Genomic DNA, 22,309 nt, shown 5'->3' with positions numbered 1-22,309 from the left:
ACCGTCGTCAAGGTCGCCGTCGAGGAAGGCCAGGAAGTCGCCGAGGGCGACCTCATCGCCGTCCTCGAGGCCATGAAAATGGAAAACCCGGTCAACGCCCACAAAGCCGGCATCGTCACCGGCCTGACCGTCGAACCCGGCGCCGCCATCACCCAGGGCACCGTCCTCGCCGAGCTCAAATAGCTTGTGAGTACTTCTCAACCGCCCGTTGTTGAGAAGTACTCACGGGTGGCGGCCGTGGACCGCGGCCGCCACCCGGTACAAGGTCGCGAAAACGGACACCTTCCCCGCAACGCCCCCTGCGCAGCGCACTCCGGGTATGGGGAGCGCGGATACCGCCTCACCTTCAAGAGTTTTCGGGTGCGGTGGTCCGGAAACTCCTGCGGTCGAACTGTTCTCGAACACGCGGTGAAGATCCATTGACTCACCCCTTCCCTGCCGTAACGTGACTGCGGTCTGAGCCACTCGACGTCAGACGCCGGCCGACCCCGGCCGCCCACGAATGAACGGCTGTCACCACGAACGAGATTCGCGGAGCCCAGCATGTCCTCCGTCGACTCGTCGTAGACGCCGTCGACAGGAAGGGATCGTGCATGAACTTCTCGCGAGCGACCATGACCATTGCCGCGTTGGCCGGTGCGGCCTCGGTGGGGCTGGCTCCCACAGCAACCGCAGCCACCGCATACCAGATCAACGTTCTGCCCCCGATCGGTACCGTTTACGCCAACAACCTCGTGACGCTCGGCGTACTCGTGATGCCGACACCGACGGGCGAAGACGGCACCACACCGGTCCTTCTCGAACTCACGGAACCAGACGGTGACGTGACGACTCGGACTCTTCCCCTCACGCTCGGTGGCGCCACGGTCGCAACCCGCGTCCATGAGGCCGGCAGATACGTCGCCGAGTTCACCTACGACCCTCCCAACGCCGACGAGCCAGCCACCACCACAACGGAATTCGACGTCGTCGAGGGACCGAGTCTGGGTTCGTAGACCGGATAGGGCCGAAGCCAGGGGCACCGCCGGTCACACGTCGGCGGTGCGCCTGCGCTTCGGTTTGGCGGGGGCCACCGTGGACCCGACGGTCTTCATGGCGATCTCTACATACTTGCGGGCCACGGCGTCCGGGGTCAGCTTGCCTTCGGCGTGGTACCACCGCGGGATCGACTGGCACATCCCGAGCAGCGCCCGCGTGGTCTCCGCGGCATCGGCGACGTCGAAGAGCTCCCGCTTCTTCCCTTCCTTGACGATCTCGAGGACCAGTTCTTCGACACCCTTGCGGACCGTGCTGTACCGCTGCCGGTTCTCCGGGCTGAGGTAGCGCACCTCGCTCTCGAGCGCCGCCAGACGGGATCGCATGGTCATCCGCAGGACGATTGCCTCGATGACATTGGCGAGTCGCTGAACGGGATCGTCGCCGCCGTCGGCACTCGCCGCGTGCGCCCGTTCCAGAACGTCGCTGGTGGAAAGCTCCAGGAGAGCGAGGAGAACGGCTTCCTTGTTTTCGTGGTGGTAGTAGAGAGCGGGTACCGTGACACCGACTCGGCGGGCGATGTCGCGTACCGAGGTGCCGTGGAAGCCGTGTTCGTAGAATGCGTCGAGGGAGGCGCTGAGGATCGGCGTCAACTTCGTGGGTTCGAGGCGGCGCCAGTCTGCTGCATTGCCGACCACGGTGGGCGTCGAACCCTTGGATGAGCTGACCATGATGACCTATCTACCGCTCGCTATGCCAGGACGCGTCAAGTGTAGCTGTTGCGGTACTGCGCCAAGGGCTGCGGCGAGGGAGCCCGGTGGTCCCTGTCACGGCAAGGGTCACGGCACGCGCTCGCCGCAGAGTCGTCCCACTATCCTGACGCCTATGACTGAACCCGTGGCAACCGCAGACCTGGCAGACGAGATCGGCCCCGACATCCGGAGCTGCGACACGCAGTTCCTCCAGTTCGGTGGGCGCGACGTGTTCTCCGGACCGATCACCACGATCAAGTGCTTCCAGGACAACCTGCTGGTCAAGCAGACGCTGAGCGAGCCGGGCAACGGTGGAGTGCTGGTCGTCGACGGCGGCGCCAGCATCCATACGGCACTGGTCGGAGACATCATCGCCGGCCGCGGCGTCGACAACGGCTGGGCCGGGGTGATCGTCAACGGTGCGGTTCGCGACTCGGCGATCCTGAAGACCCTCGACATCGGCGTGAAGGCGCTGGGCACTAATCCCCGCAAGAGCACTCAGACCGGGTCCGGCGAGAAGAACGTTCCCCTCGAAATCGGCGGAGTGACGTTCAACCCCGGCGAGACCGTGTACAGCGATCAGGACGGTGTCGTCGTTCGCTGACCGGCCGCTGGTCGCGCGAGTGACCGGCCCTGACGTAGAGACCCATCCCCGAGGAGGCGTTGATGTCGGACGACATTCGTACCAAGGTCGCGGAGCTGATGCCCACGGCCCGGAACGAACTCGCGGCGCTCGTCGCCCTGCGTTCGGTGGCGGATCCACGGCAATTCCCGCCTGAGGAGTGCCGCCGCGCGGCCGAATGGGTGAGGGACGCGTTTCTCGGGGCCGGGGTGGGGTCCGTCGATCTCCTGGAGACGTCCGATGGATCCCTCGCCGTGGTGGGCCACGAGCCGGCCCCTCCGGGCGCCCCGACCGTCCTGCTGTACTGCCACTACGATGTTCAGCCTCCCGGCGACGAGACACTGTGGCACAGCGAGCCGTTCACACTGACCGAACGTGACGGCCGCTGGTACGGGCGCGGCGCTGCGGACTGCAAGGGCAACCTCGTCATGCACCTCCTGGCGCTGCGGGCACTCGGCACCCCCTTCCCGGTCGGGATCCGCATCGTCGCCGAAGGTTCCGAGGAAATGGGTACCGGCGGGCTGGAGAATCTCGTCCAAGCGCGGCCGGAGTTGTTCGAGGCCGACATGATCCTCATCGGCGACACCGGCAACTCCGAAGCCGGCAATCCCACCGTCACCACCACCCTGCGCGGAATCGCTAACATCGTCGTGCACGTGGAAACCCTGGCCGGTGAAGTCCATTCGGGGATGTTCGGCGGTCCCGCCCCCGACGCGGTGGCGGCCCTCGTCCAGATGCTGTCGACGCTGCGCGACCGGGACGGGAACACGGTGGTCGACGGCCTCGCATCGGACCAGACCTGGACAGGGGTCGACTACCCCGCCGAGCAGTTCCGCGCGGACGCCGGCGTCTTGGACGGGGTCGGCCTCGCCGGTACGGGCTCGGTCGCCGACGCGGTGTGGGCGAGACCCGCGCTGACTGTGCTCGGCATCGACTGTCCACCGGTGGTCGGATCGGCCGCAGCCGTCGCGCCCCGGGCATCGGCCCGGCTGAACCTGCGGGTGCCGCCCGGAATGGACCCCCTCGAGGCGCAGGACGCCCTGGTCAAGCACCTCGAGAACGCCGCGCCGTGGGGTGCGCGAGTGACGGTGGACCGAGAAGCGGTGGGCTCGCCGTTCCGGGCAACGACCGACGGCCCCGGCTACGCCGCCCTCGGCAAGGCGATGGAAGAGGCCTTCGGCAAGCCGATGGGATCCGTCGGGCAAGGCGGCTCGATTCCGTTGTGCAACGTCTTGGCCGACATGATCCCGAACGCCGAGATCGCTCTGATCGGGGTGGAGGAACCGCGCAGCCGAATCCACGCGCCCGACGAGAGCGTCGATCCCGGCGAGATCGAGAAACTCGCCGTCGCCGAAGCGACGTTCCTGCAGCGGTTCGCGGCCGACACCGCCCGGCGTCAGGCCTGAGAACTCACCTGCGCCGTCATCCCCCCGATCTCGACGACGTCACCGTCGCGAAGCTGCCGCCCGCGGCGGACCTCGACTTCACCGTTCACCGACACCAGACCGTCAGCGATCACCTCTTTGGCCTCGGCCCCCGACTCGATGAGGTTGGCGAGCTTGAGGAACTGGCCGAGACGAATGGATTCGTCGCGGATCGGCACGGCTTCGTGAATGTCGGACATGCCTCTATCTTCCCTCTTCACCACGAACAGCGGTCCGACGCATCACACTAGGACACAGCACACCTGTCCGCAGTGATCAGTACGCATCTCGTGCCGGGAAGGAACGCTCGATGTCAGCTAGCACCGAGACCACGTCCGAGGTTGTCCCCGCCCCACCGCGGGCCCGTCCCGCCCCGGGTTCCGCGAACCGCCGCCTGCATCAGGTTCCGCACGTCGCGGGACTGATTCTGGGTGTCTTCTCGGTGCTGGTGTTCCTGTGGAGTCTGTCGCCGGTATTGCGCTACTACGTGCACGTGCCGCGCGAGTACGTCGACAGCTACTACTTCGATGCTCCCGACACGAGCCTGTCCTGGGCCCTGGTGGTGGGTTTGCTCGCCGCCGCGCTCGCCAGCCGCAAACGTATCGCCTGGTGGTTGCTCACCGTGTACCTGGGACTGTTCATGGTGGCGAACATCGTGGTCGCGATCACCGACCGCAATTGGAACGCCGGAGTCGCGGCCGCCGTGCAACTCGCAGTGATCGGGATTCTGGTCGCTGCCCGTTCGGAGTTCTACACCCGCGTCCGCCGCGGCGCCGGGTGGAAAGCCCTCGGCGTGCTGCTCATCGGCCTCACCGTGGGCACACTCGTCGGGTGGGGGCTGGTCGAACTCTTCCCCGGCACCCTCCCACCCGGGGAACGCTTCCTGTGGTCCCTCAACCGGGTGACCGCGCTCGCCGCCGTCGACAACGAACAATTCACCGGCAGGCCACACGGTTTCGTCAACACCCTTCTCGGCTTGTTCGGGGCTGCCGCCCTGCTGGCCGCCGTGGTGACCTTGTTCCGCGCCCAGCGCTCCCACAACGCACTCACCGGAAACGACGAGTCGGCGCTGCGCGGCCTCTTGTTGCAGTACGGTGCCGACGACTCGCTCGGCTACTTCGCCACACGCCGCGACAAGGCGGTGGTGTTCGCTCCCAGCGGCAAAGCGGCGATCACCTATCGGGTGGAAATCGGTGTCTGTCTCGCCAGCGGCGACCCCATCGGTGACCCCGAGGCCTGGCCCCATGCGATCGAGGCGTGGCAGGCGCTCGCGTCCCGATACGGGTGGGCCACCGCCGTCATGGGAGCCGGCGAAACCGGCGCGACCGCCTACGCCAAGGCCGGTCTCACCGTGCTGCAACTCGGCGACGAGGCCATTCTCCGCACCCGCGAGTTCAATCTCAGCGGGCGCGACATGCGGCAGGTGCGCCAGGCCGTCACCCGCGTGCGGCGCCAAGGCGTCACGGTGCGGATTCGCAGGCACCGAGACGTTCCCGTCGAGGAGATGGCCGAAACGATCCGGCTCGCCGACGCCTGGCGCGACACCGAAACCGAACGCGGCTTCTCCATGGCCCTCGGACGGCTCGGTGACCGCCTCGACGGTGACTGCCTTCTGGTGCAGGCCATCGATGCGGACGACGACATCGTCGGGATCCTTTCCCTCGTACCGTGGGGTGCGACCGGAGTCTCGCTCGACCTGATGCGTCGCAAACCCACCTCTCCCAACGGAGTCGTGGAGTTGATGGTGACCGAACTGGCCACCAACTCCGACCAATTCGGCATCACCAAGGTGTCCCTGAACTTCGCCGTGTTCCGGTCGGTGTTCGAGGAGGGATCACGCATCGGTGCCGGGCCGATCCTGCGGATCTGGCGGTCGATCCTCGTCTTCTTCTCGCGGTGGTGGCAGCTCGAGGCCCTCTACCGTTCCAACGTGAAGTACCAACCCGAATGGGTCCCGCGCTACCTGTGCTTCGAGGACAACCGGGAATTGCTGCGCGTCGGATTCGCGTCGGCGATCGCCGAGGGCTTCGTCACCTTGCCGAGATTCGGGCGTTCGACAGCGGGAGACGCCGTCAAGCACACCGGAACTCACGCGGCCGTGCCCGCAGGTCTGGTCGCCGCCGAGGGGTTGCACGCGGACGGCAGCGCCCCCGGAGACGGTAGTCCGGCGGCGAGTCTGGGACCGAAACGCCCCGAACAGGTTCGGGTCCGGCTCGACAAGTTGGCGACACTCGCGCAGGAGGGCATCGACCCCTACCCGGTCGCGTATCCGCCCACGCATACGGTGGCCGCCGCGGCGGAATCCCCCGAAGGAACGACCGTCCGCATCGCCGGTCGCGTACTCCGCCTGCGGGACTACGGCGGTGTGGTGTTCGCGTCGGTCCGGGACTGGTCCGGAGACATCCAGGTCCTCGTCGACGAAGCCCGGGTGGGGACCGAACGCATCCGGGCGTTCGCCGCCGAATTCGACCTCGGCGACCTCGTCGAGGTTGCCGGTGTCATCGGCTACAGCCGCCGGGGAGCGCTGTCGCTACTGGCGAACGAATGGCGGATGACCGGTAAATGCCTGCACCCGCTTCCCGACAAGTGGAAAGGTCTGTCGGACCCGGAAACCCGGGTGCGCCAGCGATACGTGGACCTGATGATCAACACCGACGCTCGGCGGCTTCTCGAGGCCCGCAGCGCCGTCGTGAAGTCGTTGCGTGATTCGCTGGGTGAGCGCGGCTTCCTGGAGGTGGAGACACCGATCCTGCAGCAGGTACACGGCGGCGCCAACGCGGCGCCCTTCCTCACGCACATCAACGCCTACAACCTGGACCTGTACCTGCGGATCGCCCCGGAGCTCTACCTCAAGCGGCTCTGCGTCGCCGGGATGGAGAAGGTCTTCGAGATCGGCCGGGTCTTCCGCAACGAGGGTGTCGACTTCAAGCACAATCCCGAATTCACCATCCTCGAGGCCTACGAGGCGCACAGCGACTACGAAAAGATGATGGTGCTGTGCCGCCAGCTCATCCAAACGGCGGCGATCGCGGCCCACGGACGGGAAGTCATCATGCGCCCGGGACCCGACGGCACCATGGTGGAGATCGACATCTCCGGGGAATGGCCCGTGAAGACGATGCATCAGGCCGTGGCCGAGAAACTCGGGGTAGACGTTTCGCCCGAGACACCGCTCGTGGATCTGCAACGGCTGTGCGACGATCACGACATTCCGTACCAGTCGACGTGGGACGCCGGGGCCGTGGCCCAGGAGATGTACGAGCACCTGGTGGAGGACTACACCGAGTTCCCCACCTTCTACACCAACTTCCCGACGTCGATGTCGCCGCTCACGCGCCCACATCCCACCATTCCCGGAGTCGCGGCCAAGTGGGACCTGGTGGCGTGGGGCGTCGAACTCGGTACCGCGTACAGCGAACTCACCGATCCGGTCGACCAGCGGAACCGCCTCACCGAGCAGTCGATGCTCGCCGCCGGCGGGGACGAGGAGGCGATGGAACTCGACGAAGACTTCCTGCAGTCGCTCGAACACGCCATGCCCCCGACCGGCGGACTCGGCGTAGGCGTCGACCGCGTGGTCATGCTGATCACCGGCGGCAGTATCCGGGAGACCCTCGCCTTTCCGTTGGCCAAGCCGAAGCAGTGACCTCCCGTGGCCGCGTTGCTGTGGCCGCCCTGTTGATCGTCGGAGCGGTGGCCTACTCGTCGTGGCTGCTGGAGTTCGTCGTGGACACCGGGATCGACCCGTTGCGTGGTTTCGCGAGCGAACTCGCGGCCACCGACCAACGTCACGGCGCCCTGTTCCGTACGGGCGACCTTGTGGCGGGTTGCACCGTCGCGGTGGCGGGCGTCCTCGGATTGTGGCGGTACTCGCAAGGGTGGGCGACCGCGATCGGGTGGTTCGCGTTGTGCGTATTCGGGGCCGCCACTGCCCTCGATTCGCGGATGCCGATGAGCTGTGCGGTCACCTCGGATACCCTCTGCGCTGCCCGCGAGGATTCGGGTCAGTTGCCGCTGTCGCATGAACTGCATGCCGTCACCAGTACGTCTGCGTCGACGGGCGGTGTGGTGTCAGCGCTCGCTTTCGCGCTGGCGGCCTGTCTCTACGGCTGGCCGCGCTGGTTGACGCTGACCGGGACGGCAGTGTCGGCGGTGGTCGTCGTGGGCACCGCCTGGACTTTGGCAGCTGCCGCGATTCGCGACGAGCACGACGTGTGGCTGGGACTGGGCCAGCGTGTGCAGCTGCTCGCTTTCAGCGGGTGGCTGATCTTCGTATCACTCAGCGTGGTTTACGTCACCGGCGAAAATGATGGTTCCACGTGAAACGTCCTGGGGAAATGGTCGCGGGAGTGCACGTCGTCGTCGATGGCGCCGGGCTCCCCGTCGTGCTCTACGGCGGTCTCGGTGGCAATTGGTTCGACTGGGATGACGTCGCCGCACTGCTTTCCGATTCTTGCCTCGTCGTGCGGATCGATCGACCCGGCTACGGGCTCAGCCCCGCCTCCGCCACACCACCCACGGCCCACGGTGAAGCGGAGAGGATCGTCGCGGTACTCGACGCGCTCGGCTGCACTGCACCGGCCGTCGTGGTGGGGCACTCGCTCGGCGGCATCTACGCCGAGGCCTTCGCTCGGCTGTATCCCCAGCGGACGGGTCGTGTGATGCTGCTCGACGCGACCATCACTCTGCGACCCCACCGCGTCATTCCGACCCGTTGGCGGGTGGCGGCCGGCCGGCGGGTGGCCCGCGCGTCGAGCCGGCTCGGGCTGCAGCGACTGCTGGGCCCGACCGTTCGAGCCGTGCTGAACCAGTCGACGCCACCGGGTGGAATAACGTCCGAGACTCGGCAGTGGGTGGCCCGGATCTACCGCAAGCCCGCATATCTGGAGTCGTCGGTGGTCGAGAACGCGTCGTATCCGGCCCTCGCCGAGGAAATTGCCGCCCTACGCGCCGCCGTCACGATGCCCGTCCCCATACTCGTGGCCGCCGCACACACCGGTCATTGGACCCCGTGGGGGTGGGACTGGGTTCGGCGCCAACGACAGTTCGCCGAGCGTCTCGGCGCCGCCTTCCGCGTCGTGCAACCCGCCCGTCACCACGCCATGATCGATCAACCGGGCCAGGTCGCGGCACTGATCCGGGAACTGGCAAGCTGATCGTCGTGCAACTGCTATTGATCCGACATGCGCTACCGGAGCTCGTGACCACGTCCGAGGGACGAGCCGATCCTGCCTTGACCGAGGACGGCCAGGCCCAGGCCAAGCGCCTGCCTGCCGCGTTGGGTCCCTACCGCATTGCCCGTATCGTGAGCAGCCCGCAGCGCCGCGCCCTGGAGACGGCCGCGCCACTCGCCGAGGCACTCAACCTCCCTGTTACGCGGGACCAGGGACTGGCCGAGTACGACTACGACCTCGACCACTACATCCCGTTCCACGAAGCCGAGGCACGGGCGCCCGAAGCGTACGCACGCATCCGGGCGGGCCAACTTCCCGCGGGGATCGACGCCGACGCCTTCCGCACGCGGGTGTTCGATGCGCTCGGCCGGGTCGTCCAGGAGTCCGACCACCGCGACACCGTCGCGATATTCGCCCACGGCGGCGTCATCAACGTCTACCTACAGGAACTGCTGGGCCTGGACCGCCCTCTCGTGTTCCCCATCGAGTACGTCTCGGTCACCCGCGTTCTCATCTCGCGCAGCGGCGAGCGACGGGTGGCCTCGGTAAACGAGACCGGCCACGTCCGGGACATGCTGCGGCGTTAGTTGCGACGTGTGAGGCTCGGCCACCGGGCGTTTCGGCGACTAGAGACCCGGAATTCGCGGTAGCTCGGGCAGCGGGGCCGGCGGCGGGAGAACAGGCAGCTGAAACTGCGGTAGGCCGGGGATGAGCGGCGGTGGGGACGGGGCCGGCGCCGGCTCGTTCCTGCTCACATCGGTTTGCGTCCCGCTGTCGGGCTGTGCGGCGGTCGGGGGCTGCACATACGGGGTGTAGGCCTCGGTTCGGGCCACGCCCGCCGTAGGCGCCGCCGCTTCGGTATCCACCTGCGGCGGCACGGGCGACGGAAGGTCGGCGGCCGTGGCCGACGTCGTTGCGGATGGTGCCGCGTTCTCGATGACTGGGGCTGGAGCTTCCGGCTCGGTCGGGTCCGGCTGCGGGTCCTTCTCCGACCCCTCCAAGACGTCGCCACCCACCCCGAGGACGAGTCCGAGGGCCGCTACCGCGGCGAGGGCCCCACCGGCGAGGACGGCACCGCGGCGGCGGGATTTCGGGGGCTCGGGCACTGCGACCACCTCGGCAGGTGCCTGCTGGGCCAACAGGGCGGCACCTTCAGCCGCCACCAGTTCCGGCTGCTCCGGGACGATCACCGGCATTTTCAGCCACGACTCCATCACCGAGGTAACGAGCGGAATGTACGCGCCACCACCGATGAGGACCGCGGCGTCAGGCAGACGCCCGGACCGGTGGATCACATCGCGAGTGATCCGAGCGGAAGTCTCGACCGGTCCCTGGATGAGCGATTCGAAGGTGTCCTGCGACAGCAGCAGCAGCCCCCCGTCACCAGGCACGCACACCGCGCCTGTGCTGGAGAGCTGCTCCTTCGCGAGGCGACACCGGGCGTCGAGTTCGAGTGCGGCAGCTTCGTCGGCGGGCTGCGCGATCTTCTGCAGTTCGAGTTGCTGGTCGCGAATCAAGCGGTCGACGAGGTCACCGCTGATCTCGTCCGTGCGGGCACTGTCGAGGACCGTCCCGGTGGAGCGCTCGACGACAGTAACGGTGAGTCCGGAACTGCCGAGGTCGTAGAACACCAGCGTCGAATGGTTTCCGAGGTCACCCGACACCTCGAGCATCTCGAGTGCGGCGGTCACTTCAGGCACGAGATGGACGTTGCCGATGTGTTCGCGGGCCAAGGCGGCCTCGACCGCATCAGCCTGGGCCTCGTCCTGGTAGGCCACGCCAATGGCCTGTACCTCGCCCAAGTCTTCGCCGTCTCCCAGGGCAGTTCCGATGGATTCGGCAGCCACGTCCTCGGGCCGTTCGAGGGTTGCGGATACCGCCGTCGAGCGGAAGATCGGCCCGGTCGCGTCAACCGAGTCGGCTGCGTCACGGCACGCAACGCGCACAGCGCTGGCACCGACCGACACACCCAGAACCGAAGTCATGAGACCGACTATAACGGTTCGGTCACGAGCCGCGCTGAGGTAGAGGGGTGTTCGCAGGTCAGGCCGGCCTCTTCCCGGTGATGCACAGCGGGTTTCCCGTGTCTGCACTCACCTCGAACCCCTTTCGCCGCAAAACCTGGGTCACAGCGTTCACGATGCGTTGCGACTTCGCGTCGTCGTGCACCGTTTCGGTGCCGTCGTAGACGAGGTGCAGGATGCCGCCGGGGCGCAGGGCCTCCCACAGAATCCGGACCTCTTCGGTCGCGTCGTGTGTCCAGAAGGCATTCACGTTGACAGCGAAGGCCTTGTCGAATGACGCAGCGGCGCAGCGGAACCCGGCCAGGTCGGTTTTCTGAAGTTCTACTCTGCCGCGCGCCGACAGGACGTCGTTACGCTGCTGAGCTCGTGCTATCGCGGTGGCGGACCGGTCGATTGCCGTGATCCGCCCGTCGAGAAGTTTGTCGGCCACGAGAGAAACTGCCACGCCTGGTCCGCAGCCCACCTCTAGGATCCGATCGGACGGATCCACCCTCAACCGCTCGACGACACAACGGATCCGGGCAGGGATGTTCGGAACTGCCATCTGACCACCCTTCGACGGCTACCACAGTAAGGACATGATGCGCGCACTCACCTACTTCGTCGGCATTACCATCGACGGTTTCATCGCCGCCCCGGACGGCGATGTCGGCTTCTTTCCGATGCTCGACGACATCATCGGTTTCATGGCGCAGGACTACCCGGAAACGATTCCGACGCACCTACGGGAGCAGTTCGCAGTCGACGGGGCCAACAAGCATTTCGACACCGTGATCCAGGGCCGCTCGACGTACGAGCCGGCGCTCGCAGCCGGAATCACCAGTCCGTACGCGCACCTGCGCCAGTACGTCGTCTCACGCACGCTCGGCGCCAGTACCGACCCCGCCGTCGAAGTGATTACCGACCCGCTCGCGAAGGTCCGGCAGCTCAAGGCCGAGGACAGCACTCTCGGTGTCTGGCTCGCTGGAGGCGGAAAGCTTGCGGGCGCTCTGCTTCCGGAGATCGACGAGCTGGTGATCAAGCAATACCCCGTGGTGGCCGGTCGCGGAACGCCCATGTTCGACACCGACTTCGAACCGACGGCCTTCGAGCTCGCCGACCGGAAGGGATACCCGAGCGGGGCCACGGTCAGCCGATTCCGCCGCTGCTGACCTGCAGGTGGGTGCCGAGCCAGTCGACCGTCCGTGACCAGGCGTCCCGGGCGGCCGCCTCGTTGTAGACGGCCGGGCGGTCGTTGCAGTTGAATCCGTGCCCGGCGTCGGGGTACCGCACGATCTCGGTGTCCACCGGTACCTGCGACAGCGCGTTCCGCAACTCCTCGACCTGCTCGGACGGGATCCCTGTGTCACGATCACCGAACAGCCCCAGCCAGGGAGTCGACAGCCGTTCCGCGGCGTCGATTTGCGAGGGGTAGCCGAACCGTCCCTTCTCGACGCCGCCACCGTAGAAGCTCACCGCGGCGCCGAGTTTCAGGCGGGCCGCGGTGTGGAACGCGACCGTGCCGCCCATGCAGAAGCCGACGATCGACGTGCTCCTCGCGTCGATCCCGGCATCCGAGAGAACGGTGACGGCGGCATCGACGTCCTCGTCGATCTGTGCTGACGTGAGCGTGCCCAGCAGCGGCATAGCCGTTTTCAGGTCGTCATAGCCGAGCACCGGGTCGCCGGCCCGGTGGAACAGATGGGGCGCCACGGCGTGGTAGCCGGCGTCGGCGAATCGGGAGCAGACGTCGACGATGTGTTGTGTGATCCCGAAAGCCTCCTGGATGACGATGACGCCTCCCCGACTACGGCCTTCGGGAACAACCCTGGTCAGGGGTGTGGTCACCGAACGGACCCTAGGACACCGGCTTCAGCGGATGAATTGCGGGAGCGCCAGCGAGATGCTCACCGAAAACGGCGACCGCGGACTGGAAGTGCGGCGACGTCATGTGCGCGTCGACGGCCTCCTGGTTCGCCCACACCTCGACAGTGACGAAGGTCCCGGGTTGCGCGGCAGATTCGAACAACTCGTACGAAACGCAGCCCTCCTCCTTGCGGCTCTCCGCCGCGAGGGAGGACAGGCCCTCGCGCACCGTGTCCTCGGAGCCCGGCTTGGCAGGAATGGTCGCTACGACATGCAGATCGGACATCGACTTCCTTTCGTGACGGCCACCGGATGTGGCTCGTATCACGTAAGCACACTTGTGGTTGCTAGGAAACCCGGAGCCGCGTCAGATAATCCTCGACGCGGGGATCGTCCCAGCCGTGACCCTCACGAAGCCCATCAGCAATGGTCGCGAGGTAGGCGGGGGCGGGCGCGTTCCGGGTGACCACGTCACCCCGGGCGCGGGTGGTGAACGTGCACATGACGATGCCGTCGCGAGTTCCCAGAGGAACCAGCCGGTCGTAACAGGCCGGTTCCTGGGCGTGAATGTCCTCGAACTGTTCCTGCGTCACGAGGAAGGCGCGGGCCGCGACCGTCCCGGGCGCATCCGGGTCGTAGAAGGCGCGTCCGCCGCCCCAAATGCGCGACTCCCCCGCGAAGAACACTGAGCCGGGGATCACGACAGGGATCGATTCGCGCGGTTCGGTGGTGTCGCGCGCACCGGGATGAGAGTGGTTGCCGCCGGGCGGGCAACCACCGCGCAGGTAACAGGCGAGGCGAGTCGTCGCCATGTTCGACCCATAACTGACGTACCAGATCAGCACACGATCGACGGTACTCGGACAAGATGGTCCCATGAGTCTTCTCAGTGAGGTCAAGGGTTGGCGTACCGGTTCGCGAAAGCACCGCCGACTGCGTGATCTCGACGGCATGCTCGTCGTCGTCACCGGTGGCGGTAGCGGAATCGGCCGCGAAACCGCACTCGCGTTCGCCGCCGAGGGTGCGGTGGTCGTGGTCGGTGACCTCAACCTCGAATCGGCGCAGCACACAGCGGACATCATCAATTCGGCGCAGATGAAGGGGGGCGGCGCCGTCGCGATCTTCGGCGGTGGCTCGCATGCCTACCGGGTGAATGTGGCGGTGGAAGAGGAGGTGCGGCGGTTCGCCGAGGAGGTGCAGTCACAGCACGGCACCCCCGACGTCGTGGTCAACAATGCGGGAATCGGCTACTCCGGCACTTTCACCGCGACGCCGCAGAGCGAATTCGAGCGCGTGATGGACGTCAACTTCTGGGGAGTCGTGTACGGCTGCCGCGTCTTCGCGGAGCAAATGATCGAGCGCGGAACGGGCGGACACATCGTCAACCTGTCCTCGGCGGCGGCCTTCACCCCGCAGAAGCGACTCACCGCATACGCCACCAGCAAAGCCGCCGTCTACATGCTCTCGGATTGCCTCCGCGCCGAACTGGTGGACCACGGCATCGGCGTCAGCACCATCTGCCCCGGGATCGTCCACACCAACATCGTCAAGAACACCGATTTCGCCGGGACCACCCCCGAGAAACAAGAAGAGATGCGGTCCCGATCCGACACGTTCTACCGCAAGCGTGGATTCACCCCCGATCGGGTGGCCACGCAGATCCTGAAAGCCGTCAGATCGAACAGGGCCGTCGTCCCGGTCACCCCCGAGGCCAAATTCGGCCGCGCGTTGAGCCGGCTGGCGCCCGGCAGCATGCGACTCGGTGCGCGTTTCGACTTAGGTTGATCCACGCGAGGTTGCCGTCCGCACGGTCACGCCGCCGTTGAACGCCCACGGACACTCGCGCTCTGCACTTTCACGCACGGGACCAGCGGGTGAGGTACTCGCGCTCGAGGGGGGTGATACGCCGCAACCGCTGCGCATCGACGTCGGCGACGGCCATCTGGGTGGTGGCGGTGACGGCGGGCGGATCGCTACGGCCGGCGCGCGCACCCCGGACCTCATAACCAATGGTGAAGTCGACGGCCCGGTGCTTCGCGATCCACATGGTGATCCGCAACGGACTGTCCGAGTGCGTCAGCTGAGCCCGGTACTTGACGTGGATGTCGGCGATGAACGCACTGGTGATGAGAGACGAATTCTCGGCGCCCTCACTGAGCAACCAGTCGATCCTCGCCTCTTCCAGCAACGTGACCATCCTGGCGTGGTTGATGTGCTGAAAGGCGTCCATATCGGACCACCGAACGGTGACGAAAGCGTCGTAACCGGGCGCGGCAGGAGTGTCCGTCATCGGATCATCTTCTCCTGCCGCGCCCGACTCGACCTACGCCACGTCGCGCAACCAGTTCCTGAGCCAGTTGGTGGCTGACGTTCCGGCACCGTCTACCGCGTATCGCGTGTAATCCTGATGGGCCTGCGACTTGTAGAACTGCTCGAGTTCGTCGATCCGCCTCTGGTTGGCCTGTTCGTCCAACTGAGCCATCAGGGTGGGGACACCACCGGCGTCGAGGAGGTCACGCCAAATGGCTTCGGCCTCCGCCTGGTACCGGCCGAGCAGCGACGGCGACGGGTCCGACGTCTGCGCGAGGAAGCCGGCGAGCCGGGTCACGAAGTCTTCCTTCGGGGTGGAGCAGTACAGGTCGCCGTATGCGCAGAAGGTTCGGGTGTTCTGGCTGACCCAGCCGAAACCGCCGATGCGAGGTCCGCCGGCGCCACCACCGGCGACGGGAGGCCCGACCAGCGCGTCGGTGGGCGACCGACGGGGATCGGAGACGAGCCCGACGGCAGCGATCTTGTCGGCGGGCACCGCGCCGAGGCCCGTGCCGATCTCGGCCGCGAGATCGCCCGCAGCATCAGCGCCCTGGCTGTAGCCGATGAGCGCAAGCTTGGTTCCGGCGCATTGCTGAGACATGTTGACGAGCATCCCGCGGGCGTTGTCTACCGCCTGAGCCTTCGAGCGCCCGTACACATCGCCCTCCCACGGGAAGGCAGTGGCGGCGTAGGTCACGTAGTCGGTGCGGATATTGGACGGTAACCCGTTCGTGACCGCCGACAGCAGGCCGGGGGTTGGCCGGACATTCTCCTTGGTGGACGTCTCCCATGTTCCCGGAATCGCCACCACGTACAGGCTCGGGCACGGGTCTGCGTTCGCTACCGCGCTGGTGCCGACCACGCCCGAGACCACCGGAATGGCCACCGCTGCAGCCGTTGCGGTCAATGTTGCGATAACCCGTTTCATTGCCATGGCCCTCAACTCTTCTTCTCCCCTTCGTCGACCTGCAGACGGGATGCTGCCAGGCCGACGTGACCTGAAGATGCACGATCGGTAAATGAACGTTACCGAGCAAAACCGACCGGCGCACCCGAAACCAGCACCCCGGCGGAAAATATAACGCCGGGGTGCTGGTGGATAACGAACTGAACTAGCGCTGGGGTGCGCTGGTGGTCTCGACCGGAGACGGCAGGGCCGTCTCACCCTCGAGGTAGGCGTCGACCGCCGCAGCGGCGGAGCGACCCTCGGCGATGGCCCACACGATGAGCGACTGTCCACGTCCCATGTCGCCGGCCACGAAGACGCCGTCGACGTTGGTGGCCCACTTCGCGGAGCGGGCGACGTTGCCGCGCTCGTTGAGGTCGACACCGAGATCGGTGAGCAGTCCCGGCTTTTCGGGGCCGACGAAGCCCATGGCCAACAGCACGAGATCGGCCTCGAGCTCGAAATCCGAGCCCTCCACCTTCTCGAAGCGGCCCGACTTCATCTCGACCTCGTGGGCGTGCAGCGCCGTCACCTTGCCGTCGACACCGACGAACTTCTCGGTGTTTACGGAGAACAGGCGCTCGCCGCCTTCCTCGTGCGCGGACGCGACCCGGTACATCAGCGGGTACGTCGGCCACGGGGTTTGCTCGGCCCTGGTCTCGGGCGGACGCGGCATGATCTCGAACTGGTGAACACTGACCGCACCCTGACGGTGTGAGGTACCCAGGCAGTCCGCGCCGGTGTCGCCGCCACCGATGATGACAACTTTCTTGCCCTCGGCGGTGATGGTGGGCTCTTCGAGGTCGCCGAGCTGCACACGGTTGGCGATGGGCAGGTACTCCATCGCCTGATGGATGCCGTCCAGTTCGCGCCCGGGAATCGGCAGGTCACGAGCCGCGGTGGCACCGCCCGCCAGCACCACGGCGTCGAACTGCTCGCGCAGCTCGTCGGCGGAGATGTCGACGCCCACGTTCACATTCGTCTTGAAGACGGTGCCCTCGGCCTCCATCTGATCCAGACGGCGGTCGATGTGGCGCTTCTCCATCTTGAACTCGGGGATGCCGTAGCGGAGGAGACCGCCGATACGGTCGGCACGCTCGAACACGGTGACCAGGTGACCGGCACGCGTCAGCTGCTGCGCTGCAGCCAGACCCGCAGGACCGGAACCGACGACGGCCACCCTCTTGCCCGTCGACCGGGTGGGATGAACCGGCGTGACCCAGCCCTCGTCGAATGCGTGATCGATGATCTCGACCTCGACCTGCTTGATGGTGACCGGATCCTGGTTGATGCCCAGGACACACGACGCCTCACAGGGTGCGGGGCACAGCCGCCCGGTGAATTCCGGGAAGTTGTTGGTGGCGTGCAGCCGCTCGATGCCGTCGTGCCAACGGTCCCGGTACACCAGGTCGTTCCACTCGGGAATCAGGTTCCCGAGGGGGCAGCCGTTGTGGCAGAACGGAATACCGCAGTCCATGCACCGGCTCGCCTGGGTGCGGAGGTTTTCCTTCGGGAACTCCTCGTACACCTCGTTCCAGTCGAGCAGACGCAACGGCACCGGACGGCGAACGGGCAGTTCGCGTGACGGGTGCTTCAGAAAGCCGCTTGGATCAGCCACGAGCTGCCTCCATTACTGCCTCGTCCACGTTCTTTCCATCCTTTTTCGCGGCCTCGATGGCCAAGAGCACCTTCTTGTAATCGCGGGGCATCACCTTTGCGAAGTGATTGACCTGCTGTGACCAATCGGACAGGATGCGCGCGGCAACCTCCGAACCGGTTTCGTCGCGGTGACGCTCGATAGCGGCTTTCAGCCAGGTGAAGTCGTCACCCGTCAGATCCTCGAGGTCTACCAGCTCGGTGTTGAGGTTGGCCTCGAACGCCTTGTCGGGGTTGAAGACGTAGGCCACGCCACCGGACATGCCGGCGCCGAAGTTGCGTCCCGTCGCACCGAGGATGACGACCTTGCCGCCCGTCATGTACTCGCAGCCGTGGTCGCCGACTCCCTCGACAACCGCAGTGGCACCGGAGTTACGTACCGCGAACCGCTCGCCCACGACACCGCGCAGCAAAGCCTCACCGCTGGTCGCGCCGAACAGGATCACGTTGCCGCCGATGATGTTGTCCTCGGCGACGAACCCGGCCGCGGTTTCCAGCGGAGGACGAACCACGATGCGTCCACCCGACAGACCCTTGCCGACGAAGTCGTTGGCGTCGCCATGCAGCCGCAGGGTCATACCCTTGGGCACGAAAGCACCGAAGCTGTTACCGGCCGAGCCGGTGAACGTGATGTCGATCGTGTTGTCGGGCAGGCCCTCACCGCCGTACGCCTTGGTCACCTCGTGGCCCAGCATGGTGCCGACCGTCCGGTTGACGTTGGTGATCGGCGACTCGAACGACACCTTGGCACCCTTGTCGAGAGCGTCGCGGCTCTGGGCGATCAGCTGCTGATCGAGCGCCTTGTCGAGGCCGTGGTCCTGGGTACCCGTGCAGTACAGGTCCTGATCCATGAACGCGGACTCGGCCTGGTGCAGGATCGGCGACAGGTCGAGATTGCCGGCCTTGCTGCCCTTCCAGTGCTCGAGCGCCTTGGTGGTGTCGAGCACGTCGACCTGGCCGACGGCCTCGTCGAGCGTCCGGAAGCCGAGCTCGGCCATGAGCTCGCGGACCTCTTCGGCGATGAAGAGGAAGAAGTTCTCCACGAACTCCGGCTTGCCGTTGAACCGCTTGCGCAGCACCGGGTTCTGCGTCGCGACACCGACAGGGCAGGTGTCGAGGTGGCAGACCCGCATCATGATGCAGCCCGACACCACCAGCGGAGCGGTCGCGAAACCGAACTCCTCGCCGCCCAGCAGCGCGGCGACCATGACGTCACGGCCGGTCTTGAGCTGTCCGTCGACCTGCACCACGATGCGGTCGCGCAGGCCGTTGAGCAGCAACGTCTGCTGGGTCTCGGCCAGGCCGAGCTCCCACGGAGCGCCGGCGTGCTTGACCGAGGTCAGCGGAGTGGCACCGGTGCCACCGTCGTGGCCGGAGATCAGAACGACATCCGCGTGCGCCTTCGAGACACCCGCGGCGACCGTGCCGACACCCACCTCGGACACCAGCTTGACGTGCACCCGCGCCTGCGGGTTCGCGTTCTTCAGGTCGTGGATCAGCTGTGCGAGATCCTCGATCGAGTAGATGTCGTGGTGCGGGGGCGGCGAGATCAGGCCGACACCGGGTGTGGAGTGCCGGACCTCGGCCACCCACGGGTACACCTTGTGCGCCGGCAGCTGGCCGCCCTCACCGGGCTTGGCTCCCTGCGCCATCTTGATCTGGATATCGGAGCAGTTGGTCAAGTAGTGCGACGTGACGCCGAAGCGTCCCGACGCGACCTGCTTGATCGCGGACCGGCGCCAGTCACCGTTCTCGTCCGGCTCGAAGCGCGACGGATGCTCGCCGCCCTCACCGGAGTTGGAACGGCCACCGAGGCGGTTCATGGCGATGGCCAGGGTCTCGTGCGCCTCGGCGGAGATGGAGCCGTAGCTCATCGCACCGGTCGAGAAGCGCTTGACGATCTCGGTGGCCGGCTCGACCTCGTCCAGCGGGACGGGTTCGCGCACACCCTTCTTGAACTCGAAGAGGCCGCGCAGCGCTGCGAGGCGCTCGGACTGGTCGTCGACCAGCTTCGTGTACTCCTTGAACACCTCGTACTGCCCGGTGCGCGTGGAGTGCTGAAGCTTGAACACCGTGTCCGGGTTGAACAGGTGGTATTCGCCCTCACGGCGCCACTGGTACTCGCCGCCCACCTCGAGCTCGCGGTGCGCGCGCTCTTCGGGACGGTCGAGGTACGCGTTGGAGTGCCGGACCGCGACGTCGGCGGCGATCTCGTCGAGACCGATACCACCGAGGCTCGAGTTCAGGCCCGTGAAGTACTCGTCCACCAGATCCTGCGACAGTCCGATCACCTGGAACAGCTGCGCACCGGTGTACGAGGCGAGGGTCGAGATGCCCATCTTGGACATCACCTTGAGCACACCCTTGCCCGCGGCCTTGATGTAGTTCTGGATGGCCTTGTCGAGGCTCAGGCCCTGCAGTTCGTTGCCGCGGAAAAGCTCGTCGACCGTCTCGAACGCCATGTACGGGTTGACGGCCGCTGCACCGAAGCCGATGAGGAGCGCCATGTGGTGCACCTCGCGGGCGTCACCCGATTCCACGACGAGACCAACCTTGGTGCGGGTCTTCTCGCGCACCAGGTGGTGGTGCACGGCCGACGTCAGCAGCAGCGACGGGATGGGGGCGTACGTCTCGTTCGACTCACGGTCGGACAGGACGATGAGGCGCGCACCACCGGCGATGGCCTCGGAGACCTGGTAGCGAACGTCGTCGAGCGCCTTGCGCAGACCCGCACCGCCCTCGGCCACCGGGTACAGACCGCGGACGATGACGCTGCGGAAGCTCGGGAATCCGCCGTCGTCGTTGACGTGGATGAGCTTCGACAGATCGTCGTTGTGCAGGATCGGCTGCGGCAGGTAGATCTGCCGGCAGGACTCCGCCGTGGGGTGCAGCAAATCGTGCTCGGGGCCGATCGTTCCGCCGAGGCTGGTGACGACCTCCTCGCGGATGGCGTCGAGCGGCGGGTTGGTGACCTGCGCGAAGAGCTGCGAGAAGTAGTCGAACAGCATCCGCGACCGGGAGGACAGCACCGCGATCGGGGTGTCCGTACCCATCGAGCCGAGTGCTTCGGCGCCGGAGGCCGCCATCGGCTTGACGAGGACGTTGACCTCTTCGTTGGTGAACCCGAACATCTGTTGACGCAGCACCACACGCTCGTGCGACATGTAGGTGTACGGGCGGTCAGGCAGGTCGTCCATGTGGGTCAGGCCCTGGTCGAGCCATTCCTGGTACGGGTGCTCGGCGGCAAGCTCCGACTTGATCTCGTCGTCGCTGATGATGCGGCCCTGATCGGTGTCGACCAGGAACATGCGGCCGGGCTGGAGCCGGATCTTCTTCACGACCGTGGCCGGATCGATCGGCAGAACGCCGACCTCGGAGGCCATGACGACCAGGCCGTCCTCGGTGACCCACAGCCGCGAGGGACGCAGCCCGTTGCGGTCGAGAACCGCGCCGATCACGGTGCCGTCGGTGAAGCAGACGGACGCCGGACCGTCCCACGGCTCCATGAGAGTGGAGTGGTACTGGTAGAACGCCCGACGCTCGGGGTCCATGCTCTCGTGATGCTCCCAGGCCTCGGGGATCATCATCAGGACCGCGTGCGGAAGGCTACGACCACCGAGGTGCAGCATCTCGAGCACCTCGTCGAAGCGCGCGGTGTCGCTGGCCCCGTTGGTGCAGACCGGGAAGATTTTCTCGAGGTTTTCGCGACCACCGAAGACGTCGCTGTCGATGAGCGCCTCGCGGGCACGCATCCAGTTCTCGTTGCCGGTGACGGTGTTGATCTCACCGTTGTGCGCGACGCGCCGGAACGGGTGGGCCAGCGGCCACGACGGGAACGTGTTGGTGGAGAAGCGGGAGTGGACCAGCCCGAGCGCCGACTCCACGCGCTCGTCCTGCAGGTCGAGGTAGAAACCCTTGAGCTGCGGGGTGGTGAGCATGCCCTTGTAGACGAACGTCTGGCTCGACAGGCTCGGGAAGTAGACGGTCTCGCGACCCGGCCCGTCCTTGCCGGCGCCTTCACTACCCAGCTCGTGCTCGGTGCGCTTGCGGACGACGTACGCCCTGCGCTCGAGGTCCAGACCGGTGAGGGAGTCACCTTCGCTGCCGATGAAGATCTGCCGGAACGTCGGCATCGCGTCGCGTGCCAGAGCGCCGAGCGACGAGTCGTCGGTTGCGACCTCGCGCCAGCCGAGGACCTTCAGGCCCTCGCTCTCGACGATCTTCTCGACGGCGTCGGATGCACGCTGCGCGTCGGCCTTGCTCTGCGGCAGGAATGCGATGCCCGTGGCATAGGTGCCCGCGGCGGGCAGCGGGAAGTCGACCACAGCACGGAAGAACGCGTCCGGAACCTGGATCAGGATGCCGGCGCCGTCACCCGTATTGGGTTCGGAGCCCGCGGCACCACGGTGCTCGAGGTTGACCAGAGCGGTGATCGCCTTCTCGACGATGTCCCTGCTGCGGCGACCCTTCATGTCCACGACGAACGCGACGCCACAGGAGTCGTGCTCGTTCGCCGGGTGATACAGCCCCTGGGGGCCTGGAAGTTGCTTCATACCTAGCCTTCGTATGCCAAAAGATGCA

Annotated in this window: 21 protein-coding genes; 10 read left to right on the top strand and 11 right to left on the bottom strand. The window is 66.4% G+C overall.

The features are described 5' to 3' along the window. The coding region (locus R4P95_RS29065) for an acetyl-CoA carboxylase biotin carboxyl carrier protein subunit (protein WP_317747300.1) at nt 1-183 on the top strand (183 nt) is incomplete at its 5' end. A gap of 410 nt (nt 184-593) precedes the next feature. After that, a complete protein-coding gene (locus tag R4P95_RS29060; RefSeq protein ID WP_213575372.1) occupies nt 594-995 on the top strand; it encodes a hypothetical protein in 402 nt (133 codons plus the stop codon). A gap of 33 nt (nt 996-1,028) precedes the next feature. Here R4P95_RS29060 and R4P95_RS29055 read toward each other — a convergent pair whose 3' ends face one another. Next, on the bottom strand, nt 1,029-1,706 hold the full coding sequence (locus R4P95_RS29055; RefSeq protein ID WP_213575373.1) for a TetR/AcrR family transcriptional regulator: 678 nt from the start codon (nt 1,704-1,706) through the stop codon (nt 1,029-1,031). Between the two features lie 154 nt (nt 1,707-1,860). On the opposite strand from R4P95_RS29055, the gene rraA reads away from it, so the two are divergent. Together rraA and R4P95_RS29045 are read left to right on the top strand one after the other, a co-directional pair. Next, nucleotides 1,861-2,331: a ribonuclease E activity regulator RraA gene (gene rraA, locus R4P95_RS29050; protein ID WP_109325459.1), complete on the top strand. Its 471-nt coding sequence runs from the start codon at nt 1,861-1,863 to the stop codon at nt 2,329-2,331. 62 nt (nt 2,332-2,393) lie between these two features. Beyond that, complete coding sequence (locus tag R4P95_RS29045) at nt 2,394-3,755, top strand: dipeptidase (RefSeq protein WP_317747299.1); 1,362 nt, start codon at nt 2,394-2,396, stop codon at nt 3,753-3,755. Here R4P95_RS29045 and R4P95_RS29040 read toward each other — a convergent pair. Next, nucleotides 3,746-3,973 carry an RNA-binding S4 domain-containing protein gene (locus R4P95_RS29040; protein WP_159918489.1) on the bottom strand — a complete coding sequence of 76 codons (228 nt, stop codon included), beginning with the start codon at nt 3,971-3,973 and terminating at the stop codon, nt 3,746-3,748. The genes R4P95_RS29045 and R4P95_RS29040 overlap by 10 nt on opposite strands. Nucleotides 3,974-4,083: 110 nt before the next feature. Between R4P95_RS29040 and lysX the strand changes: the two genes are divergently transcribed. From lysX to R4P95_RS29020, 4 genes are read left to right on the top strand one after another with little or no spacing between them, the layout of a single operon-like run. Continuing rightward, on the top strand, nt 4,084-7,419 hold the full coding sequence (lysX, locus tag R4P95_RS29035; RefSeq protein WP_317747297.1) for a bifunctional lysylphosphatidylglycerol synthetase/lysine--tRNA ligase LysX: 3,336 nt from the start codon (nt 4,084-4,086) through the stop codon (nt 7,417-7,419). Next, nucleotides 7,416-8,096: a DUF998 domain-containing protein gene (locus R4P95_RS29030; protein ID WP_317747296.1), complete on the top strand. Its 681-nt coding sequence runs from the start codon at nt 7,416-7,418 to the stop codon at nt 8,094-8,096. The genes lysX and R4P95_RS29030 overlap by 4 nt, the downstream gene beginning before the upstream one ends. Next, nucleotides 8,093-8,929, top strand: a complete 837-nt coding sequence (locus tag R4P95_RS29025) for an alpha/beta fold hydrolase (protein WP_397517767.1) — start codon at nt 8,093-8,095, stop codon at nt 8,927-8,929. The genes R4P95_RS29030 and R4P95_RS29025 overlap by 4 nt, the downstream gene beginning before the upstream one ends. A gap of 5 nt (nt 8,930-8,934) precedes the next feature. After that, nucleotides 8,935-9,534, top strand: a complete 600-nt coding sequence (locus R4P95_RS29020) for a histidine phosphatase family protein (protein ID WP_317747295.1) — start codon at nt 8,935-8,937, stop codon at nt 9,532-9,534. A 39-nt stretch (nt 9,535-9,573) separates the two neighbouring features. Here R4P95_RS29020 and R4P95_RS29015 read toward each other — a convergent pair whose 3' ends face one another. Together R4P95_RS29015 and R4P95_RS29010 are read right to left on the bottom strand one after the other, a co-directional pair. Beyond that, nucleotides 9,574-10,932, bottom strand: coding sequence for an Hsp70 family protein (locus R4P95_RS29015; protein WP_317747294.1), 1,359 nt, complete (start codon nt 10,930-10,932; stop codon nt 9,574-9,576). Nucleotides 10,933-10,990: 58 nt separating this feature from the next. Next, entirely contained in the window at nt 10,991-11,515 is a 525-nt protein-coding gene (locus tag R4P95_RS29010; protein WP_213575379.1) for a class I SAM-dependent methyltransferase, read from the bottom strand. A 37-nt stretch (nt 11,516-11,552) separates the two neighbouring features. On the opposite strand from R4P95_RS29010, the gene R4P95_RS29005 reads away from it, so the two are divergent. Then, complete coding sequence (locus tag R4P95_RS29005) at nt 11,553-12,122, top strand: dihydrofolate reductase family protein (RefSeq protein ID WP_317747306.1); 570 nt, start codon at nt 11,553-11,555, stop codon at nt 12,120-12,122. On the opposite strand, the gene R4P95_RS29000 is transcribed toward R4P95_RS29005, so the two are convergent. From R4P95_RS29000 to R4P95_RS28990, 3 genes are all read right to left on the bottom strand, one after another. Further along, nucleotides 12,100-12,798, bottom strand: coding sequence for a dienelactone hydrolase family protein (locus tag R4P95_RS29000; protein ID WP_213575380.1), 699 nt, complete (start codon nt 12,796-12,798; stop codon nt 12,100-12,102). The genes R4P95_RS29005 and R4P95_RS29000 overlap by 23 nt on opposite strands. A gap of 10 nt (nt 12,799-12,808) precedes the next feature. Then, a complete protein-coding gene (locus tag R4P95_RS28995) occupies nt 12,809-13,102 on the bottom strand; it encodes a putative quinol monooxygenase (RefSeq protein ID WP_213575381.1) in 294 nt (97 codons plus the stop codon). Between the two features lie 61 nt (nt 13,103-13,163). After that, on the bottom strand, nt 13,164-13,661 hold the full coding sequence (locus R4P95_RS28990; protein WP_317747293.1) for a hypothetical protein: 498 nt from the start codon (nt 13,659-13,661) through the stop codon (nt 13,164-13,166). 31 nt (nt 13,662-13,692) lie between these two features. On the opposite strand from R4P95_RS28990, the gene R4P95_RS28985 reads away from it, so the two are divergent. Beyond that, on the top strand, nt 13,693-14,601 hold the full coding sequence (locus R4P95_RS28985; RefSeq protein ID WP_317747292.1) for an SDR family NAD(P)-dependent oxidoreductase: 909 nt from the start codon (nt 13,693-13,695) through the stop codon (nt 14,599-14,601). A gap of 70 nt (nt 14,602-14,671) precedes the next feature. Here R4P95_RS28985 and R4P95_RS28980 read toward each other — a convergent pair whose 3' ends face one another. The 4 genes from R4P95_RS28980 to gltB all read right to left on the bottom strand — a co-directional run bounded on the left by R4P95_RS28980 (nt 14,672) and on the right by gltB (nt 22,281). After that, entirely contained in the window at nt 14,672-15,106 is a 435-nt protein-coding gene (locus R4P95_RS28980; protein WP_317747291.1) for a thioesterase family protein, read from the bottom strand. A 33-nt stretch (nt 15,107-15,139) separates the two neighbouring features. Then, nucleotides 15,140-16,054, bottom strand: coding sequence for a cutinase family protein (locus tag R4P95_RS28975; protein WP_159926760.1), 915 nt, complete (start codon nt 16,052-16,054; stop codon nt 15,140-15,142). Nucleotides 16,055-16,238: 184 nt separating this feature from the next. Further along, a complete protein-coding gene (locus R4P95_RS28970; protein ID WP_109325420.1) occupies nt 16,239-17,690 on the bottom strand; it encodes a glutamate synthase subunit beta in 1,452 nt (483 codons plus the stop codon). After that, complete coding sequence (gene gltB / locus R4P95_RS28965) at nt 17,683-22,281, bottom strand: glutamate synthase large subunit (RefSeq protein ID WP_213575384.1); 4,599 nt, start codon at nt 22,279-22,281, stop codon at nt 17,683-17,685. The genes R4P95_RS28970 and gltB overlap by 8 nt, the downstream gene beginning before the upstream one ends. Nucleotides 22,282-22,309 lie beyond the last annotated feature (28 nt).

It is taken from the genome of Rhodococcus sp. IEGM 27 (genome assembly GCF_033142305.1).
GTDB lineage: Bacteria > Actinomycetota > Actinomycetes > Mycobacteriales > Mycobacteriaceae > Rhodococcus_F > Rhodococcus_F oxybenzonivorans.
This window is presented reverse-complemented; position numbering and strand designations above follow the sequence as displayed.

Excerpts from the sequence above, each read along its gene's own strand:
- R4P95_RS29060 (WP_213575372.1), top strand. The coding sequence starts at position 594 with ATGAACTTCTCGCGAGCGACCATGACCATTGCCGCGTTGGCCGGTGCG.
- R4P95_RS29055 (WP_213575373.1), bottom strand. The coding sequence starts at position 1,706 with ATGGTCAGCTCATCCAAGGGTTCGACGCCCACCGTGGTCGGCAATGCA.
- rraA (WP_109325459.1), top strand. The coding sequence starts at position 1,861 with ATGACTGAACCCGTGGCAACCGCAGACCTGGCAGACGAGATCGGCCCC.
- R4P95_RS29045 (WP_317747299.1), top strand. The coding sequence starts at position 2,394 with ATGTCGGACGACATTCGTACCAAGGTCGCGGAGCTGATGCCCACGGCC.
- R4P95_RS29040 (WP_159918489.1), bottom strand. The coding sequence starts at position 3,973 with ATGTCCGACATTCACGAAGCCGTGCCGATCCGCGACGAATCCATTCGT.
- lysX (WP_317747297.1), top strand. The coding sequence starts at position 4,084 with ATGTCAGCTAGCACCGAGACCACGTCCGAGGTTGTCCCCGCCCCACCG.
- R4P95_RS29015 (WP_317747294.1), bottom strand. The coding sequence starts at position 10,932 with ATGACTTCGGTTCTGGGTGTGTCGGTCGGTGCCAGCGCTGTGCGCGTT.
- R4P95_RS29010 (WP_213575379.1), bottom strand. The coding sequence starts at position 11,515 with ATGGCAGTTCCGAACATCCCTGCCCGGATCCGTTGTGTCGTCGAGCGG.
- R4P95_RS29005 (WP_317747306.1), top strand. The coding sequence starts at position 11,553 with ATGCGCGCACTCACCTACTTCGTCGGCATTACCATCGACGGTTTCATC.
- R4P95_RS28995 (WP_213575381.1), bottom strand. The coding sequence starts at position 13,102 with ATGTCCGATCTGCATGTCGTAGCGACCATTCCTGCCAAGCCGGGCTCC.
- R4P95_RS28985 (WP_317747292.1), top strand. The coding sequence starts at position 13,693 with ATGAGTCTTCTCAGTGAGGTCAAGGGTTGGCGTACCGGTTCGCGAAAG.
- R4P95_RS28980 (WP_317747291.1), bottom strand. The coding sequence starts at position 15,106 with ATGACGGACACTCCTGCCGCGCCCGGTTACGACGCTTTCGTCACCGTT.
- R4P95_RS28975 (WP_159926760.1), bottom strand. The coding sequence starts at position 16,054 with ATGAAACGGGTTATCGCAACATTGACCGCAACGGCTGCAGCGGTGGCC.
- gltB (WP_213575384.1), bottom strand. The coding sequence starts at position 22,281 with ATGAAGCAACTTCCAGGCCCCCAGGGGCTGTATCACCCGGCGAACGAG.